The following is an 18870-nucleotide window of genomic DNA, read 5'->3' as shown; positions in this document are numbered from 1 at the left end:
AAATTTGCATACGATATAAATACCAACTAAATATGAAAACATTGAAAGTCCAAACCATCATAAGCCTGACAACTTGCTTTTTCCTGATTCTGGCAGTAACTATTTGTAAGGGAAACAAGTTCGGGAGCATTCTCTCCGATGAGAAAAATGCAACAGAAAACTCTACAGGAGCTTCCGATATATTACGGCATACGGATGAAGGAGTACAGATAATATCTACCCGGCAAATAACGAAAGATATCAACGGATATGGAGGAAATGTCCCTCTTGATATCTATATACAGGATAACCGCATTACAAAAGTGGTGGCATTGGAAAACTCTGAAACACCCAGCTACTTCGCCAAGGTACGAAACAGTGACCTGCTGCAACAATGGAATAATCTATCACCGGAAGAAGCAATCAATAAAGAAGTAGACGGAATATCCGGAGCTACAGAGTCTTCGGTAGCTATTATCCAGTCCATCCACAGGGCAATGGAATATGCAAAGGAGCATTCGGCCGACAAGCCTGCAACTACTTTCAGTTTTGACTGGATACTTTTCCTGGGTTTACTGGCAAGTATTGCACTGTGTACCCTGATTATTGTATATTTCTCCAGAAAACCTAAAGGACAAATGACACAATATGTACTGAACACTTTCAGTCTTGCCTTGGTTATAGTAGTAACTGCATTATCTATTCAACCGAGACCAAATCAACCTAATAAGATGGAGGAACCTATTATGAAACAAGATGATAAACTTTCCGTTCTTGAAGCCATACATGCAAGAACCAGTATCCGCTCTTATCAATCTCAAGAAGTAGAGGATGAAAAAATAGAGCAGCTGTTAAGAGCTGCCATGGCTGCTCCCACAGCAACCAATAAACAACCTTGGGCTTTCATTGTCATCAGGGATAAAGAGATTCTAAACGAATTGAGTTCTACCCTTCCTTATACCAAAATGGCAAAGGATGCTCCACTGGCCATCGTAGTATGTGGAGATTTAAATAAAGCTATCAGTGGTGCAGGTATGGAGTACTGGGTACAAGATGCTTCGGCTGCAACAGAAAACCTACTGCTGGCTGCACAAAGTTTAGGATTAGGAGCCGTATGGTCAGGAGTTTACCCTATGGAAGAACGGGTAAAAGAAGTACAGAAAATACTCCAACTGCCCAAAGCCATCATTCCCCTGAACGTAATTCCAATCGGTTATCCGGCCGAGAATCCACTTCCGAAAGATAAATGGAAACCGGAAAATATTCATTATAACCGCTGGACAGAGGATAAATAAGAAATGACTTTCCTATTCATCCATATCATCCAGATGTATTTCCAATGCCTTCACCGAAATATAAATCTCATATACAGAAATAGCCAGAGAAATAATCAATAACACCATTGCCAATCCAAAAATATAGATGGATACAAGATAGAGCTGTATATAAATAAAGAACATACTTACAACACACAGCAACAGACTGCCTGTTCCTGTCACCTGCATGGCACGCGTCAGATACAAGCGTTTTCGAAGATTGGCAATCTGCGCTGCAGTCACTGATGAATGGTTCGCACGATACTGTTCCTTCAATGCACGTACCAATTGGGCATACGACATGAACCGATTGGTATATGCCAGCATAATCAATGAAATCGCTGAAAACAGTAGAGCCGGAGTAGTTAGATCTATTTCCATATATCTTATGCATTAGAAAGTTATCACATTATTTCAAAGGATTACTTTTCACCCCTTCAAAAGTTATCTTAACCGGATTGATATATCCATGCTTATCAAAAGTCATTTCATCGATGCAGGTTGCACGATGGTTCCCGTCTGTCTCAGTCAACGGACGACGATGGTAAATGATATAATACTTATCAGATTTTGGTTCATGAATCACAGAGTGATGTCCAGCTCCGGTAGCAATCTCCGGATCTTGCTGTAGTATTTTGCCAATACGCTTAAACGGACCAAAGGGATTATCTGCAATGGCATAAGCCACTGAGTAGTCAGGACCACCCCAACCTCCTTCCGACCACATAAAATAGTACTTTCCATCGCGAATGAACATGAAAGGACCTTCCGTATAATTTTCCGGTGTAACCTCCCTGTAGTAAGTTCCGTCTTCAAAAGGTAAAAGTCCCGTAAAGTCATCCTTCAGCTTAACAACATTACATCTTCCCCAACCTCCATAATACATATAATATGAACCATCTTTATCCTGAAATACAAACTGGTCAATCGGTTGAGCACGATTATATATCTTATCTATGAGTGGCCGACCTAAATAATCCTGATATGGCCCCTCTGGTCTGTCTGCCACACCGACACCAATACCACCGTACTCATTATCATTCTGAATATCATTACCTCCAAAGAACAGGAAATACTTATTATCCTTCTTAACAATAGCAGGAGCCCACATAGCACGCCATACCCATTTCACAGCCGTATTGTCAATGATACGTTCATGCTTAGTCCAATTTACCAAGTCTGTTGAAGAAAAAGCATCCATGAATATTTGTTTCTCATATTTATCAGAATAAGTGGGAAATATCCAATATTCATCGTTCAGGATAATACCTTCGGGATCGGCATACCATCCTTCAAAAAGAGGATTACCTGACATTTGGACCGGTTGCTTTACACTACAGGACTGAAGTATTAACATCACAAAAATGAGTAATAAATAATAAGCCTTCATATATCTGACATTTTAAAAGGATAAAATTATACATTCTATTATCTCACATATTTTCCACAAAATAAAAGAAAAAAAACGGAAGAATATAATTTCCCTTTATAAAATGTACAATGCCTAAAGCAAAACTTCAATTTGTGGTTACAAGTAAAGTTCAGCTTCAGGCATAAAAGAACTCTCCAAAATGAGAAATCAGGAATTACGTCCTAATCTACTTCTTATCATAAATTCCATTAGAGAATTTTCCATAAGCCATCACCTGGTTCGTATCAGGAAAGTGTACAATCTCCGGGAGATTATTCGTGTCGAAATCAATATAAACCAGCTTTTCCGTATCCGATCCGTTGCGAATAACATGCGCACCTTCCGGACCCGCAGGAAAAGTAATTGCATCACCGGCTTTCACTGTAACATCCCCATTGATGGTACGAACGATACCTGTACCGCTGATAATATAGAATACCTCTTCATCCGTTTCATGATAATGGTATCCATAGGCAAAACTACCCGGTTCCACTTCTACAAAGTTCACACGGCACTGGTTCACATCCGCCTGCGCAACAATCGGTTTCACTGTAAATTCATTACCATCCTGGCTAATTTTCTGACCTTCTGCGGTCCTGTAATTCTTTACTGCAAGTTCTTTCATTGTCTTTTTGTTTTTAAATTGTTTATAAGATAGTTGCATTCATCAGTTTTTTCACTAACTTCGCAAATGTAGTCAGTGACTTTCCGACAGTGCAAAGCTATTCACTATTTCACTTATAAACAAGAAGTTACAAATAAGTAAGATAGTTACCTAAAGGTTACTTTTGCTGAAAAGCAAGAGTTTAAAAATGAAGAAAAAGAGAAAATAATTAATTATAACCTAATCACATGAGTATGAAAACAAGAATTACCTCTAATCGTATCACAGAACTACGCCCGGACGAGATATTCGTTTTCGGTAGTAACCTGGAAGGCGCACATGGTGGCGGAGCCGCTTATCTGGCATGGAAAAAATGGGGAGCCATCTGGGGACAAGGAACCGGATTGCAAGGACAAACCTATGGTATTCCGACTATGCACGGAGGGCCGGGAGCCATCAAACCTTATGTAGATGAATTTATCCGCTTTGCTAAAGAACACTCACAATACACTTTCCTTGTTACAGAAATAGGATGCGGCATTGCCGGTTTTGCCCCAAAAGAAATTGCTCCTCTATTTAAAGAAGCTGCAAACGTGCCCAATATCCACCTGCCTCAGCGTTTCTGGGATGTACTGAATGCAAAATAAAGTCTTGCCCGCCTTCTGCCCAAAGCCAGTAAAATACAGGAAAGGGAACAAAGAGAGCAGATGACAAATATTACCCCCGTGGAAACCAGAATGTTTCCAATACCTACTAAAGGAGAGACAATGCCACCAAACGAAAAGCAGACAGCCCCCAACAATGCTGAGGCTGTCCCGGCATTGTCGCGCTCACATTCCATAGCTAACGCAGTAGATGTAGTGAACGTCATTCCCATCATAAAGAGAACTGCCAGCAACAGGAGTTCATAAATCCAGAAACAGCAACCTAAAGCCAATGCTGCACATTCGAGCAAAGAGACCTACCTATTTTATTCAAAGCTATCCAATATAAGAACAAAAAAATCTTAACTTAGCCTGTGGCTTCCAATTTCTTGTCCATACGCAACTCATGCTTCACAAAACGGCGAATAGAGCGATAAGTAGGATGCGGTACTTTATACGGCCGAATGTCACTCTCGTAAACCAAGAACACCAACAGACAAAACAAAGCTAACAGAATAAGCCAGCCGTACAGCTCTTTCATTGAAACCATCAGGGCCTGTTGTTGTACAACACCATATAGTTCTCCTGCAGATATCCGGCTGGCAAAAGGGTTTACATGATCTAATCCAGCGCCCAGCAGCATTGCATTCTTCTTCATAGCCCCATTCAGAGCATGTCCTAAAATGGCCGTGCCCAGAGCTCCACCAAATCCGGCACTGACAAACGACTGCACAGACACCGCCTGGAAGAAATGCTGGAAGGGAACACGAGACAGCACTGTAAGGAAGCAAATAGCTATCATCACATACCCGAAGCTACGCAGAAACAGCGGTATAAACAATGTCTCCTTCGGCAAAGCATACTCAATGCCGAAATAGAAATACATCAGATACCCGGTAATGGAAGAAAATGCAATCACCGTCATTGTCTTATAACGCCATTTACGACGGGAGAAAGTGAAGAAGGTAAAGCCTGCTCCCACAACAATCCCCAGCAGTACCACCCAGTTGAGTGAAATTACATTCAAGGCATCATACCCCAATATACCTTCCATATAAACATGTTCGAACAGATGTGATGGTGCCAACAAAATATCTATTACTATATATAGTATAAAGGGAAGCCAAACAGAGCGATACGTCCACGTCTTCAAAGCAATAAACGGATGGCGGATGAAAGATGCACGCCACAGGTTCAATACAAGAATCAGCGTACCGATGATAGTTGCCGCCCGTATCTGGAAAGACTGATACCAATCATAATGTTCCCCATACACGCAGACAAAAAGGATACACAACAGCACAAGCCCCCACATCAAAGCCCCCAACCAATCGATACCGAACAACGGTAATTTCGGCAAGGAGCGATAACTACGGAATAACCACAATGTAACCAGCATCACCAATAGCAATAAACCAATAATCAACCAGTGCATATACTCCCACTTCGCCCAGAAGGCCGTATAGATTGTTACCAATCCCGATAGCTGAATACAACTCTGCACCAGCAGGTAGATAAAACAGAAGAATACCGATAAATCCCGTTTGGGAGTAAGCCATAATTGAATGGTAGAATTACATTCGAACGTGGCCCACATGCGGAAGATACCTGCAAAGAAACAGGTGATTACCAGCACGGGAATACTATGTGTATGCATACATATCAGATTAGAAATAATCAGGGCAATGCTGCACGTCATCAACGAAGCCTTCGAAGTAAAACGGAACTTCAGGCGGAACATGATGGCAAATGTCAACCCCATGCCCACCATAGAAGCATAACCTGCCATCATAATGTCCTCCTGCATTAATGCCGTAGAGCCAACCATCTCATTGACTGCCGCCAGATAGAGACCACCGGAGAACTGGAAGACTATGACAAAGGCAATGATAATCCAGGGGCGCAGTTTAGGAGGTACAAAATCACGGATAGCCGGAATGGAAAAAGGTCCTGTTTCGTGCATAATATCAATAGTTTACTACACACTCCACATTCATACCGGCACGCAGGCGCTCCATATCTTCCGGACGGTTACCGGTAGAGAACTCAATGCGGATAGGAATACGTTGTTCCACCTTTACGAAGTTCCCTGCAGAATTGTCCTGCGGCAGAAGAGAAAAGCTGGCACCCGTAGCACGGGAAATAGATTTCACAATACCCTTAAAAATAATCCCGGGTACGGCATCCACTTCTATTTCTACCGGCTGCCCCTCCCGGATATAGGTAGTCTGAGTTTCTTTGTAATTGGCTACCACCCATCTTTCATTTTCGTCAACAACGTCAACCACAGTCTGCCCGGGTTGTAGCAACTGCCCTTCCTGAATTTCTTTCCGTCCGGTAGTTCCGTCGCAGGGAGCAAGGATAACGGTATAAGAAAGATTCAGGCGCGCCAGTTCCAAAGCAGCCTGCGCCAGTTTGATACCTGCATCTGTTTGTTCCAGACGGTGAGTCTGTTCCTGCTTTACTAAAGTGGTAGATTGGCGCTGACGGAGCAGAAGTTCATAACGTGCCTTAGATGCTTCATAATTTGTCTGTACGGCATCGTACTGCTGTTTGGTGACGGCATCCTGTGCCAAAAGGTTTTTATATCGGTGGTATTCGCGCTCGGCATTGTTCAAGCGAACTTTAGCTTCCTGTAAACCTGCATCGGATACGGCAATATTATTCTGGGTGGTATGTACCGTGGTGGCCATTGCATTCTTTCCCGAAATAGCATTCTGAAAATCAGCCTCAGCCTGTGCCAGACGGAAACGGAACTCGGAATCTTCAATCAATGCCAAGGTATCACCTTTGCGCACTTCCTGGTATTCATCGAAATAGATCTTCTTAATAAAGCCTTGCACACGGCTATTGACGGGGACAATCAGCTGTTTTACCTGTGCATTGTCAGTATAAGCTACACTGCCGAGGTGGACGAAATGAGAGCATACCCACACCAGCCCGGCAATAAGTAAGAGACCAACCACTACGTTATAAATCAATTTTTTCTTTTTGCGTTCCATATCTTATTTAATTCATTAGTTTTTCATTCATATATAATTGCCGACAATTTACAGACATCCCGCTGTCTTCTTCAGCTTATAGAGGTTGAAAAGTATATTAATCTGTGCATTCACCAATTGCAACTCCGCATTCAACTTAGAATTACTGGCATCCAGCATATCAGTAATCAATGCCAGATCATTCAAGTAGCGGTTATTTACCACACTGTAATTTTGTGCAGCCAATTCCAGACTCTTCTTTTGCGTATCACAAATGGTAAAAGCCTCATAAAAACAGATGTATGCCGCCTTCACTTCTGTCCGTACATTCTCCTGTAACAACAAATCATTCTCCTGTGCACGCCGGGTGGACAGGCGTGCCAGACGGATTTTCTTCCCGGATTTAAAGATGGAAGCTATATCAAACTTCAACCCTATGCCGACATACCAGTAATTCAGATTCTTGTTAATAGGCGGTACTTCAATCGTAATGGGCCCGTCCAGTTTATCACCGGCAAAGAGAGCTACGGATGGTAAGCGTTCCGCCTTCGCAATCCGTTCATTATATTCTGACTGCTTGATATTCAGTTTCATCTGTTGCAGCACAGGAGAGCTCAATACTGCCGTCTCCTGCCAATGGGCCTCTTCCGAAGTTTTGGGAAGTTGCCCCAGCAAAGTAGTATCCACACCAATCACCGTTTCTTCGGGTAAACCGAGTACGGTGGTCAACTGATTATTTAAAATGAGGATACTATTCTCAATCTGTGTCAATGCCAGTTCCAGAGATTTCAATTGTAATTCATAACGAGTGATATCATTTTTCAAAGCCAGCCCCTGCGACTGCTTGGCATTAATATCTTCCACCAGTTTCCGGGTTTGCTCTATATTCTTCCGATATACTTCTGCCTGATTCTGTAGTTTGTACATCTCCAGATAATTTCCTACCAGCAGAAAGCGGATATCCTGCCTGTTCTTCTCTTTATCCAATTCTGCCAGTTGCTGCTGCAATTTAGCAATGGCAATCCGGCTTGTGATGGCTCCACCTGCATAGATGACCTGCGAAGCCTCTATTGCAAAGTTATTGCCGAAGTGCGGCATAGCAGCATTCTCACCGTTTGTAAAATCACGGTCTGCCAACCAGACATCACCCAGATAGCTTGCCGAAACGGATACATCAATCGAAGGAAGTTGCGCATTTTTAGCCACCTTCACCGCCTGCCCGGCTTCCTCTTCTGCTAAACGGAATGTACGGATACTGCGGCTATTGGCATCCGCCATCTCAAACATCTCTTCAATTGTCATCTTCTGAAAGGTTTGTGCAGATACAACAGAGATGTTCAGAGCCCAAACAAAGACGAATAATTCTTTTAATCTTTTCATAATGCCTATTAAATTGTTAACTCAAAAACGGCTGCAAAGGTCGGATTAATTCTTTGCTAAGAGAAATCCGAAATTTGGCAAAGTTGGTTTAATTTGGAGATTTCAAAGGATTCCGCTACCTTTGTGCTACAATAAAATCACCTCCAATGACCTCTTCCATACGTATAAAAAACATCTGTGAACTCCCTATCATCAGTGGTAGCAGGAATGATACACGAAAGAAAATCAGTTGTATCACCATTGGCCAACGGGAAGCAGAAGAACAATTTTCATCAGACATTCACTTGGATGCCTTTATTATCTTATTGGTTTTATCCGGAAAAGGACATACGGTAATCAATTACAAGACGTATGATATTCAAGCGGATACCCTCCTACTTCTGTCTTCTGCCCATTTGTTCCATTTTGGAGAATGCAGTGATGATTTCCAGTGCCAGTGCCTCTTTGTCAGCAAAGCTTTTACAGATGAGATGGATTCCACCGATATGATTTACCGACGGACTAAATATGGCGTACGATTATACAACGAACCGGTAGTTCCCCTAGAGCACTCACATGCCGGCTTATTAGCCGAAAGACTGATCAGCATCAATAAGAACATAGACCAGACAGAGCATTTCTATCACAAAGAAGTTATTCTGAACCGCCTGTTCGCCTTTTATCTCGATTTAAGCGATATCCTTGAACGAACTAATCTACCACATACAAATGGTTGCCTGACCCGTTATGAAAGTATCATCAAATCATTCATTGAGTTACTGGCAACTCATTATCGCAAAGAGCATAAAGTGGATTTTTACGCCGCCCAGCTGAACTTATCCGCCCATCACCTGACGCAAATAGTGAAACTCGTAACAGGGCAAAGTGTAAGTGACTTTATTTTTGAAATGTTATTCAGCGAAGCCCGTAACTTGTTGACTCACTCCAAACTTTCCGTACAGGAAATCGCTACCACCCTCAACTTCTCCGACCAGTCTTCTTTTGGGAAGTTCTTTAAACGGAAAGCAGGTATATCGCCAGTTGATTTCAGGAAAGATGTACTGTCTGTTGAAGAGGGATGAATTGGCAAAGCGAGAAGAAAGGAATAAAGTTACGAGCTACAAGTAGCTGCGCTATATATCACAGGTCGTTATCCTGCTATCACTTTATCACTCTACCACCTTATCACATTTTGTTCATAACCGTTCAGAAAGAAGGGAATTTCAGTGCAGTTATCCCGAAATTTCAGTGCGGTTACCCTGAAGTCATATTCTTTATTCAGATATTTATCGTACTTTTGTAACCTGTAAACCAGCTATTACGTTTAAGAAGGAATACAACTATGCGCTATAAACTTTCGGCACCTGCCACCTTGCATACCACTGTCCAGCTCCCGGCTTCCAAAAGTATCAGCAACCGGGCTTTGATATTACACGCTTTAGCACAAGGGCATATCACGCCTACCAATCTGAGTGATTGCGACGATACCTGCGTCATGATAAAAGCCTTGGACGGAAATCCCGAACATATCGATATACTTGCTGCCGGAACCGCCATGCGTTTTCTCACGGCTTATCTGAGTGTAACACCCGGCACACGCATCATCACAGGTACCGAACGGATGCAACAACGCCCCATACGTATCCTGGTGGACGCCTTGCGCGAGTTGGGAGCACAAATAGAATATGCCGGAAACGAAGGTTTCCCTCCCCTACGTATCACAGGTACAATATTGACAGGCGAAGAAATCAGCCTTGCCGGAAATGTAAGTTCACAATACATATCCGCTTTACTGATGATCGGCCCTATCCTGAAAAACGGATTAAGGCTGAACTTGACAGGAGAAATCATTTCACGTCCTTATATCAATCTGACTCTGCAATTGATGAAAGAATTCGGTGCAGACGCTGCATGGAGTTCCGAAAGCAGCATTACCGTCCGTCCGGGCCAATACGAAGACATACCTTTCACGGTAGAAAGTGACTGGAGCGGTGCTTCCTACTGGTATCAAATGGTTGCCTTGAGCCAGGACAGCAAAGAAGAACCTGCAAAAACAGAAGTAGAACTGCTGGGACTTTTCCCACGCAGTTATCAGGGTGACAGCCGGGGAACAGAGATATTCGCCAAACTTGGTGTACGGACTACATATACTGACCGGGGAGTGGTATTAACCAAGACAGGAACTCCCGTTGCCCGTTTAGAGGAAGATTTAGTGGACATACCCGATCTGGCACAAACTTTCGTTGTGACTTGTTGTTTAATGAACATACCTTTCCGCTTCAGCGGATTACAAAGTTTGAAGATAAAGGAGACTGACCGTATCCAGGCACTTATCACAGAATTACATAAGTTGGGATATGTGGTGAGGTCGGAACAGGACAGTATATTAATATGGAACGGCGAGCGTTGCGAACCGGAAGCCAGTCCCGTGATTGCAACTTACGAAGACCACCGGATGGCGATGGCTTTTGCCCCTGCCGCCCTATTGGTACCATCGGTACAGATTGCTGAGCCACAAGTGGTTTCCAAGTCTTATCCGGGATATTGGAAAGATTTGAAACAAGCAGGGTTTAATATTGAAATTGAGGAATAAGCTATGTTAATACTAATTATAAGCCTTATTGTACTGGTCTGTATCGCCCTTATGGCAGGATACATCCGTAACCAGCGTCTGCAAAAAAAGATAGAACGCGGAGAACTGGATGCCATGCCCGAAGTGAAAGAGGTTGATGCGGAATGTTGTGGACAGCATGAAGTATGCGAACGGGACAGTCTGTTGGCTGCCGTCAGCAAAAAGATAGAGTACTATGATGATGAAGAATTAGACAAGTACATTGGCATTGCTCCCGAAGACTACACTCTCGAACAGGAAGATGAGTTCAGGGACGTATTCTATACAATGCAGGATACTGACGTTGCCGGGTGGGTGCGCAGCCTGCAATTACGGGGAATAGCACTACCGGATAATATCAAGGATGAAATATTTCTGATTATAGGAGAAAGGAGATCTTAAAGTGGAGCTACTGCAATACACCTTCTTTCAACATGCCCTCATCGGCAGTTTGCTGGCAAGCATTGTCTGCGGGCTTATCGGTACGTATATCGTGACGAGACGGCTGGTATTCATCAGTGGCGGACTGACGCATGCTTCTTTCGGAGGCATCGGTCTGGGATTATATACAGGCGTCTCTCCCATACTGGCTGCCGGTGTGTTTGCTGTGCTGTCGGCTTTTGGAGTGGAATGGCTTAGCAAACGCAATGACATGCGCGAAGATTCGGCTATCGCTGTATTCTGGACGCTGGGTATGGCACTGGGTATCATGTTTACCTTCCTTTCACCCGGGTTTGCACCCGATCTTTCGGCTTATTTATTTGGCAATATACTGACGATTACATTAGGAGATATCGCATTGCTGGCGGGACTTGCAGTAATATTAGCCATCTTCTTTGTCCTATATTTGCGCCCGATCATCTATGTTGCTTTCGACCGGGAGTTTGCCCGTTCACAAGGTATTCCCGTACAGATATTCGAATATGTACTGATGATGTTCATTGCATTGACCATTGTTGCATGCCTGCGCATGGTAGGCATCGTGCTGGTTATTTCCCTGCTCACCATCCCGCAAATGACAGCGAATCTGTTTACACATCGTTTTCACCGTATTATCTGGTTGTCTATTGGCATCGGTTATCTCAGTTGCCTGGGCGGATTAATGATATCTTATTATCTGAACGTTCCTTCCGGGGCGGCTATCATCTTCTTTTCCATCATTATATATGTAGTATGTAAGCTGGGAAAGAGTTTTTATTTATCTTTACGGCAGAAAATGCAAACCCCGTAAAACCTACTGGTATAGTTGAAACGCAAAGCAATCCTCCTCGTTGGCATCTTAGTTACTTTGATGCTTGTTACCGGATGTTCCACCCGAAAGAACACAGCCGGTACACGCTTCTACCATGCCCTGACCACCCGTTATAACGTATACTTCAACGGAAACGAAGCTTATAAAGCCGGATTGCAGGCACAGCAGCAAGGGAACAAAGATAACTATATGGAGATGCTCCCCCTCTATCCCATAGGCAATAAAGAAACTACAGGCATCGGCACTTCCGACTATGAGCGTGCCATTGAGAAAGCACAAAAAGCCATTCGTCAACATTCCATCAAACGGCGCCCTATCCGTAAACCGGGACGGGCTTATACGGATGAATACAAGAAGTGGCTGGCACGCCGGGAGTTCAATCCTTTCATTAATCGTGCCTGGATGCTATTGGGCAAAGCTCAATATCAGAAGGGAGACTTCCCGGAAGCGGCCGCAACCTTCTCTTACATTGCACGACTCTATGACGGACAGACGAATATCACTTCCGAAGCTTTAATCTGGTTGTCCCGTTGCTACTCTGCGCTGGGGTGGCAATATGATGCGGAAGATGCTTTAAGCAGGGTGAATAATGACAGTTTGCCACCGGCGCTGGCTGTTCCATATGCTTCGGCCACAGGAAATTTCCTATTAGGTAGCCAACGATACAGAGAAGCAATCCCCCATCTCGAAAAGACAGCCAGGAAAGAAAAGAACAAGCAACAGAAAGCACGATGTTACTATCTCCTGGGGCAGACTTATCAAACGCTGCAACAACCGGAACAGGCCTATCAGGCGTACAGCAAGGTAATCCGCCTCAATCCACCATACGAACTGGCGTTAAGTGCCCGCATCCGTCAGACGGAAGTGATGCCCACCGCCAATAGTCGTAAGATTACCGGAAAGTTATTACGCCTCAGCAAGGATGAGAAAAACAAAGAATACCTCGATCAGATTTATTATGCATTGGGCAATGTATACCTTGCCGAAAAAGATACGGTACAAGCTCTTGCCGCCTATCACAAAGGAATAGAGAAGAGTACTCGGAACGGTGTGGAGAAAGGAGTTCTTCAACTTACACTGGGCAATTTGTACTGGCAGCAAGCGCGTTATGCCGAAGCACAAAAAGCATACGCCGAAGCGATAGGATTGATAGACAAAGCCCATCGGGAATATGCCACTATCACCAATCGTTCAGAGATTCTGGACGAACTGGTACCACATACCAATGCCATACAGCTACAAGATAGCTTACAACATCTTGCCAGACTGCCGGAAGCAGAGCGAATGGCAGCCATAGAGAAAATCATAGCACGAGTGATAGCCCGGGAAGAAGCTGAACGCAAGGCTGCAGAAGAAGCTGAACGGGAGGCAAACCGCCAAAAGATGAGGGAAGAAGCAGAAAGTCAATTACCTGCTACTTCAATTATCAGCAGACCGGGACAGGAAAATGCAGTCACTACCCCACAGACCCTCCAACCTACAATAGGAGGAAAGCAAGACTGGTATTTCTATAACCCTCAATTGGTAGAGCAAGGAAAAGCTGAATTCCAACGCTTGTGGGGACGCAGAAAGCTGGAAGATAACTGGCGAAGGAAAAATAAAACAGTAGTTGCACTGGATGATTTTGAAGCGATAGATTACAGTGAACCGGAGGAAGGTGTTGCTAAAGGAGACACAATCCATGGCAATCGGGAAAATGAAACTATGGATTCTTCCATTCCCCGGAAAGAAGAAAACGAAAAGAACACTGCCGACAGCATTGCCGGTGATACTCACCGCCCGGAATACTACCTGGCACAAATTCCGTTGACAGAAGAAGCTATGCAAGCCTCAAACACACTGTTATCAGAAGCCTTATATGGTGCCGGAGTGATTTTCAAGGATCGTATGCAGGATTTCAAACGGGCAGAAGCTGCGTTTGAACGACTGGTACGCCAGTTCCCTGACTTTACACAAGCGGATGAAGCATATTATCAGTTATTCCTGACCGAACTGGCTCTAAATTATTATGGAGAACTTCCTGCCCTGCAACGTGCAGAGAAATATAAGGCCGAACTTATCGCCCGGTTCCCCAAAAGCCGCTATGCCAAGACACTGGCCGACCCGGATTTTGCAGAAAATGCCGTATATGGCAAACAACGTGAGGACTCCCTCTATGCCCGTGCTTACAAACATTTCCAACTGGGCGATACAACCACCGTTCGCTCAGCCGAACATCTTTCTGCCGAGATATACCCTCTGGGGCAGCATCGTCCCAAATTCATGTTCCTCAACGCCGTCACCCGACTACAGGGAGGGGAAACTGATCAATACCTTGCTATCCTGAAGGAACTTGTACAGCAATATCCACAAAATGAAATCACTGATCTGGCTGCCCATATTCTGAAAGGGGTACAGGAAGGACGTCTGCTGGCTCGCGACAGTCATACATTTGGCTCCATCTGGCAACGGCGGAATGCTGAGCTTGCCGAGGCTGGCAAGTTAACAAGCGACAGTCTGAGTGGTAGCGCTATTCTTCCTCCGGACAGCGCATTCAGTACAGAGCGCAACACACCGTTCCTTTATATTCTGGCTTACGAAGAAGGAAAGGTAAATGAGAACATGCTACTGTTTGAAGTGGCACGCTATAACTTCTCCACTTTCCTAGTAAAAAACTTCGACCTTGCGTTTGCTCACGAACGGGGCATCGGCATGCTGCAAATCCGACCATTCAGTAACTACGATGAGGCGCAGCAATACTTCCGCCGTCTTTATGCCAATCCCGAAATGGCTACACGACTCAGTGGTATGCGTGCCATACTCATATCGGAAGCCAACTACGAACAACTGATTAAACAGTATAGTTTCGACGATTACGATACCTTCTACCGTGCACACTTCTCTTCCATACCGGAACCTGAGTTAAAAGGTTACACGCTGGATGAGCCACTACTGAACCTGCCAACAGAGGAAGAAGAACGACAGAAAGAAGAAAATCTGCCTACGGAAGAGGATGACCCGGAAAATGGTGTTATCTTTGAGGACTGAAAAAGTGAGTAGTGTTATGAAGAAAGATAAACTCCTTTGGGTAGACGATGAGATCAGCTTGCTGCGACCGCACATCCTGTTTCTGGAAGGCAAAGGTTACGAAGTAGACACCGTAACCAACGGACAGGATGCACTGGACCGTTGCCGTGCTACAACCTATGACCTGATCTTTCTGGATGAAAATATGCCTGGACTGAGCGGCCTGCAAACCCTGGCTTTGATAAAAGATATCTGCCCCACCGTCCCCGTGGTCATGATCACCAAGAGTGAAGAGGAAAATATCATGGACATGGCTATCGGCCAGAAAATTGCAGATTACCTGATCAAGCCCGTCAATCCCAATCAAATATTATTATCGCTAAAGAAGAACCTGCATCGCCGGGATATTGTCAGCGAAGCCGCACAAACCGGTTATCAGCAGAGCTTTGGTAAGATAGGCATGCAGATTAATGACTCACTAACGGCAACCGACTGGATGGAATTATATCGCCGCCTTGTTTATTGGGAACTGGAACTGGAAGCTACAGACAGCCCCATGAGCGAAATGCTTGCCATGCAGAAAACAGAGGCCAACAGTGCTTTTGCGAAATTCATTAAAAGGAACTATGCAGATTGGGTATCAACCAAAGATGCACCTGCCGACCGTCCCCTAATGAGTCCAGATCTCTTCAAGCGTATTCTTTTCCCGGCATTGGACAAAGGCGAGAAGGTTTTCTTCATAGTACTCGATAATTTCCGTTACGACCAGTGGCGCGTACTTGCCGACGAATTATCCGGTCTGTTCAATATAGACGAGCAACTCTATTTCAGCATTCTGCCCACTGCCACACAATATGCCCGTAACGCTATTTTTTCCGGTTTGATGCCTGACCAAATAGCTAAATTGTTTCCGGAACTGTGGGTAGATGAAGACGAAGAAGAAAACAAAAACCTGAACGAGGCTCCACTGATACGTACAATCATTGAGCGTTATCGCCGCAACGATACATTCTCTTATCATAAAATCAATGATGCAGCCGGTGCAGAACGCTTACTGGCACAACTCCCTGCCCTGGCACAGAATGACTTAAACGTTGCCGTATTCAATTTCATCGATATGTTGAGCCATAGTCGTACAGAGAGTAAAATGATACGTGAACTCGCTTCTACTGAAGCTGCCTATCGCAGCATTACCCTTTCATGGTTCCGCCATTCACCCTTGAGCGATCTGCTGAAAGCACTTGCATCCCGTCAATATCGTGTCATTATCACGACCGACCACGGCAGTATCCGCGTAGATAACCCTGTAAAAGTACAGAGCAACAGTAAGGAAATCAATGCCAACCTGCGCTATAAGCTATCACGCAATATGGCATACAACCCCAAACAGGTATTTGAAATCACCCGCCCGACCGAGATACACCTTCCCTCACCCAATGTGAGTACGCGCTATATCTTTGCCACAGGGCGCGATTTCTTTGCCTACCCCAATAATTACAACCATTATGTCAGTTACTACACCGATACCTTCCAGCACGGAGGTATTTCGATGGAGGAAATGATAATCCCGCTCATCACACTGAGCGGACGAAGCTGAAAGTAAATTGTAAATTCAATCTAATATGGAAATTAAAATTCAATCTCTGGACCATATCCATGAAGCCGCCCGCGAGTTTATCGCTGCTATGGGCGACAACACTGTTTTTGCTCTCTATGGAAAGATGGGAGCCGGTAAAACTACTTTTGTCAAAGCACTTTGTCAGGAACTGGGTGTTGAAGATGTCGTTACATCACCCACCTTTGCCGTTATCAACGAGTATCGTTCGGACATAGCGGGAGAACTCATTTACCATTTCGACTTCTATCGTATCAAGAAGCTGGAAGAAGTATATGATATGGGTTATGAGGATTATTTCTACAGTGGGGCACTCTGTTTCATTGAATGGCCGGAGCTGGTAGAAGAACTGTTGCCGGGCAATACAGTGAAAGTAACCATCGAAGAACTGGAAGATGGTTCACGCAAGTTGACAATGGAAAACTTAGGTTAATATCTTATGAGTCAATACATCGTACAAGGCATCTTTGCAGTAGCCGGCATTATTTCATTACTGGCAGCAATATTTGACTGGGAGTGGTTCTTCACTGCCCGAAATACACAATTCGCTGTAAAAAGTGTGGGAAGAAAACGTGCCCGGTTATTCTATGGTGTACTGGGAGTTATTCTTATCGGAATGTCGGTGTTCTTCTTTCTGAATACACCTACGGTATAATTTTTTAGACGCAGAAACTGCAACACCTGCATTATCTGCGTCTAAAAACTCAAGGATTCTATTGCCATCCTCCGCCAAGTGCTTTATATAACCGCACCAACGTTATCTGCTTATCCCGTATCGCATTGCTTAAACCTATCTGTGCATCAAAATATCCACGTTGTGCATCCAGCACGTCCAGATATCCGATTACGCCATTGATATACTGTAACTGCGCCAACTCCACATTACTCCGTGCCGCTTGTTCCAGTTGTAGACGCGATTCATAAATCTCTTTGATTTTACTGAAATCCACAATGGCATTCCGCGCATCCTTAAATGCTGTCAATACTGATTTCTCATAAGAATACACCTCTTGTTCATAAGCCGCTTTCTTTGCTTTTAACATTGCGCGGTTCTTTCCCATAGCAAACAAGGGTGTCAGTAATGATCCGCTCAAAAAATGATATGGTGATTTCAGGAAATCCGAGAACTCAGCACTCTCCAAACCATAATGCGCTGTCAAAGCCAAACGAGGAAACATATTAGTATATGCAAGCCCCACTGATGCATTGGCTGCAATCAACTTCTGTTCCGCCTGACGTACGTCCGGACGACGCTCCAATAATGTGGAAGGAAGTCCAACAGGAAGGCTTTCCGGTAATTTCACTTCTTCCGGCAATACAGAACGTGCAATCTTCTGCGGATAATCACCAGCCAGAAACGCAATATCATTCTCTTTTATGGAAATCTTTCGCTCCAGATCCGGCACCAAGGTTGCAGTACGTGCCAATTCCACCTGTGCCTGTTGATAAGAAGTCTCCGAAGTCAGTCCGCCTTCAAAACGAAGCTTTGCCAAACGAACTCCCTCTTTACGGGCATTCAGTGTCTGCCGCACAATAGCCAATTCGTTATCCAAGGCTACCAATTCAAAATACGCCTGAGCCACTTCTGCCACCAGACTCATTTTCAGTGCCCGTTGTGCTTCTATCGAACCCAGGAAATCTGCCATACTCTTATCTTTTGCCCAACGCAGGTTTCCCCAAAGGTCCACTTCCCATGAGACTATTGCTTTGGCTTCATAACTCCGGTCCGAATCGTAATTATCTCCGCCATAGTTTTCCGCCTCCTTGTCTGCATACAGCTTTCCACTGACTTGTGGGAAAAGATTAGCAAAGTCAATGCGTTTCATTGCTGCCAACTCCTTTACCCGTGCAGCAGCAATTTTCATATCTTTATTATATTCAAGAGTACGCTCAATAAGTGCTTGCAGCGTGGTATCAGTATAGAGTTCCCACCATTGCCGGTCAGCAATAGAAAGTGTGTCCTGTTCTGTAGAGTCAAGTTGCTGCGGCAAATTCAACTCCGGACGTGCATAGTGTTTACCCAACTGGCAGGAACTGAACGCCAGTACCATCAGCACCATCATACCATATATTGTATATTTTCTTTTCATAA

General features: G+C 44.3%; 17 protein-coding genes and 1 pseudogene. 10 read left to right on the top strand and 8 right to left on the bottom strand.

What is annotated here, in order from left to right; all coding sequences use genetic code 11:
- Positions 1–32 precede the first annotated feature (32 nt).
- The gene (locus tag BWI44_RS16620) at positions 33–1274 is read left to right on the top strand and encodes a nitroreductase family protein (RefSeq protein WP_138293165.1); all 1242 of its coding nucleotides are present in this window, start codon (positions 33–35) and stop codon (positions 1272–1274) included.
- Positions 1275–1286: 12 nt separating this feature from the next.
- On the opposite strand, the gene BWI44_RS16615 is transcribed toward BWI44_RS16620, so the two are convergent.
- From BWI44_RS16615 to BWI44_RS16605, 3 genes are all read right to left on the bottom strand, one after another.
- Positions 1287–1676: a DUF2721 domain-containing protein gene (locus BWI44_RS16615; protein WP_007667184.1), complete on the bottom strand. Its 390-nt coding sequence runs from the start codon at positions 1674–1676 to the stop codon at positions 1287–1289.
- Between the two features lie 28 nt (positions 1677–1704).
- Positions 1705–2652 carry a glycoside hydrolase family 43 protein gene (locus BWI44_RS16610; RefSeq protein WP_229036242.1) on the bottom strand — a complete coding sequence of 316 codons (948 nt, stop codon included), beginning with the start codon at positions 2650–2652 and terminating at the stop codon, positions 1705–1707.
- Positions 2653–2893: 241 nt separating this feature from the next.
- Positions 2894–3331 (bottom strand): cupin domain-containing protein, encoded by a 438-nt coding sequence (locus tag BWI44_RS16605; RefSeq protein WP_021967320.1) that lies wholly within the window; start codon positions 3329–3331, stop codon positions 2894–2896.
- Between the two features lie 233 nt (positions 3332–3564).
- On the opposite strand from BWI44_RS16605, the gene BWI44_RS16600 reads away from it, so the two are divergent.
- Positions 3565–3957 (top strand): A1S_2505 family phage non-structural protein, encoded by a 393-nt coding sequence (locus tag BWI44_RS16600; RefSeq protein WP_118216982.1) that lies wholly within the window; start codon positions 3565–3567, stop codon positions 3955–3957.
- Here BWI44_RS16600 and BWI44_RS16595 read toward each other — a convergent pair.
- The 4 genes and pseudogenes from BWI44_RS16595 to BWI44_RS16580 all read right to left on the bottom strand — a co-directional run.
- A pseudogene (locus BWI44_RS16595) lies at positions 3924–4268 on the bottom strand (Bcr/CflA family drug resistance efflux transporter); the annotation flags it as partial. The gene BWI44_RS16600 and the pseudogene BWI44_RS16595 sit on opposite strands and share 34 nt — an antisense overlap.
- A 53-nt stretch (positions 4269–4321) precedes the next feature.
- Complete coding sequence (locus tag BWI44_RS16590; protein WP_195209782.1) at positions 4322–5917, bottom strand: MFS transporter; 1596 nt, start codon at positions 5915–5917, stop codon at positions 4322–4324.
- A 4-nt stretch (positions 5918–5921) separates the two neighbouring features.
- On the bottom strand, positions 5922–6956 hold the full coding sequence (locus BWI44_RS16585) for an HlyD family secretion protein (RefSeq protein WP_138293167.1): 1035 nt from the start codon (positions 6954–6956) through the stop codon (positions 5922–5924).
- Between the two features lie 48 nt (positions 6957–7004).
- Positions 7005–8315 carry a TolC family protein gene (locus tag BWI44_RS16580; protein ID WP_195209781.1) on the bottom strand — a complete coding sequence of 437 codons (1311 nt, stop codon included), beginning with the start codon at positions 8313–8315 and terminating at the stop codon, positions 7005–7007.
- 146 nt (positions 8316–8461) lie between these two features.
- On the opposite strand from BWI44_RS16580, the gene BWI44_RS16575 reads away from it, so the two are divergent.
- The 8 genes from BWI44_RS16575 (at position 8462) to BWI44_RS16540 (ending at position 17433) form a co-directional block, all read left to right on the top strand.
- The gene (locus tag BWI44_RS16575) at positions 8462–9376 is read left to right on the top strand and encodes a helix-turn-helix domain-containing protein (RefSeq protein WP_138293169.1); all 915 of its coding nucleotides are present in this window, start codon (positions 8462–8464) and stop codon (positions 9374–9376) included.
- A gap of 260 nt (positions 9377–9636) precedes the next feature.
- Positions 9637–10887, top strand: coding sequence for a 3-phosphoshikimate 1-carboxyvinyltransferase (locus BWI44_RS16570; RefSeq protein ID WP_138293170.1), 1251 nt, complete (start codon positions 9637–9639; stop codon positions 10885–10887).
- Between the two features lie 3 nt (positions 10888–10890).
- Complete coding sequence (locus tag BWI44_RS16565; protein WP_007667220.1) at positions 10891–11307, top strand: hypothetical protein; 417 nt, start codon at positions 10891–10893, stop codon at positions 11305–11307.
- 1 nt (position 11308) lies between these two features.
- A complete protein-coding gene (locus BWI44_RS16560) occupies positions 11309–12136 on the top strand; it encodes a metal ABC transporter permease (RefSeq protein ID WP_007667223.1) in 828 nt (275 codons plus the stop codon).
- A 15-nt stretch (positions 12137–12151) separates the two neighbouring features.
- Positions 12152–15184 (top strand): type IX secretion system periplasmic lipoprotein PorW/SprE, encoded by a 3033-nt coding sequence (gene porW, locus BWI44_RS16555; protein WP_455550323.1) that lies wholly within the window; start codon positions 12152–12154, stop codon positions 15182–15184.
- Positions 15185–15200: 16 nt separating this feature from the next.
- Positions 15201–16760, top strand: coding sequence for a T9SS response regulator signal transducer PorX (gene porX, locus BWI44_RS16550; protein ID WP_138293171.1), 1560 nt, complete (start codon positions 15201–15203; stop codon positions 16758–16760).
- A 25-nt stretch (positions 16761–16785) separates the two neighbouring features.
- Positions 16786–17211: a tRNA (adenosine(37)-N6)-threonylcarbamoyltransferase complex ATPase subunit type 1 TsaE gene (gene tsaE, locus BWI44_RS16545; RefSeq protein WP_021967083.1), complete on the top strand. Its 426-nt coding sequence runs from the start codon at positions 16786–16788 to the stop codon at positions 17209–17211.
- Between the two features lie 6 nt (positions 17212–17217).
- Positions 17218–17433, top strand: coding sequence for an immunity 17 family protein (locus BWI44_RS16540; RefSeq protein WP_044532054.1), 216 nt, complete (start codon positions 17218–17220; stop codon positions 17431–17433).
- A 58-nt stretch (positions 17434–17491) separates the two neighbouring features.
- Here BWI44_RS16540 and BWI44_RS16535 read toward each other — a convergent pair whose 3' ends face one another.
- A complete protein-coding gene (locus BWI44_RS16535) occupies positions 17492–18868 on the bottom strand; it encodes an efflux transporter outer membrane subunit (RefSeq protein ID WP_044532055.1) in 1377 nt (458 codons plus the stop codon).
- Positions 18869–18870: the final 2 nt, after the last annotated feature.

The organism is Bacteroides sp. Phil13, assembly GCF_001940965.1.
GTDB lineage: Bacteria > Bacteroidota > Bacteroidia > Bacteroidales > Bacteroidaceae > Bacteroides > Bacteroides intestinalis.
Note: the sequence above shows the minus strand (reverse complement) of the source record. Positions and strands in the feature narration are given on the sequence as shown.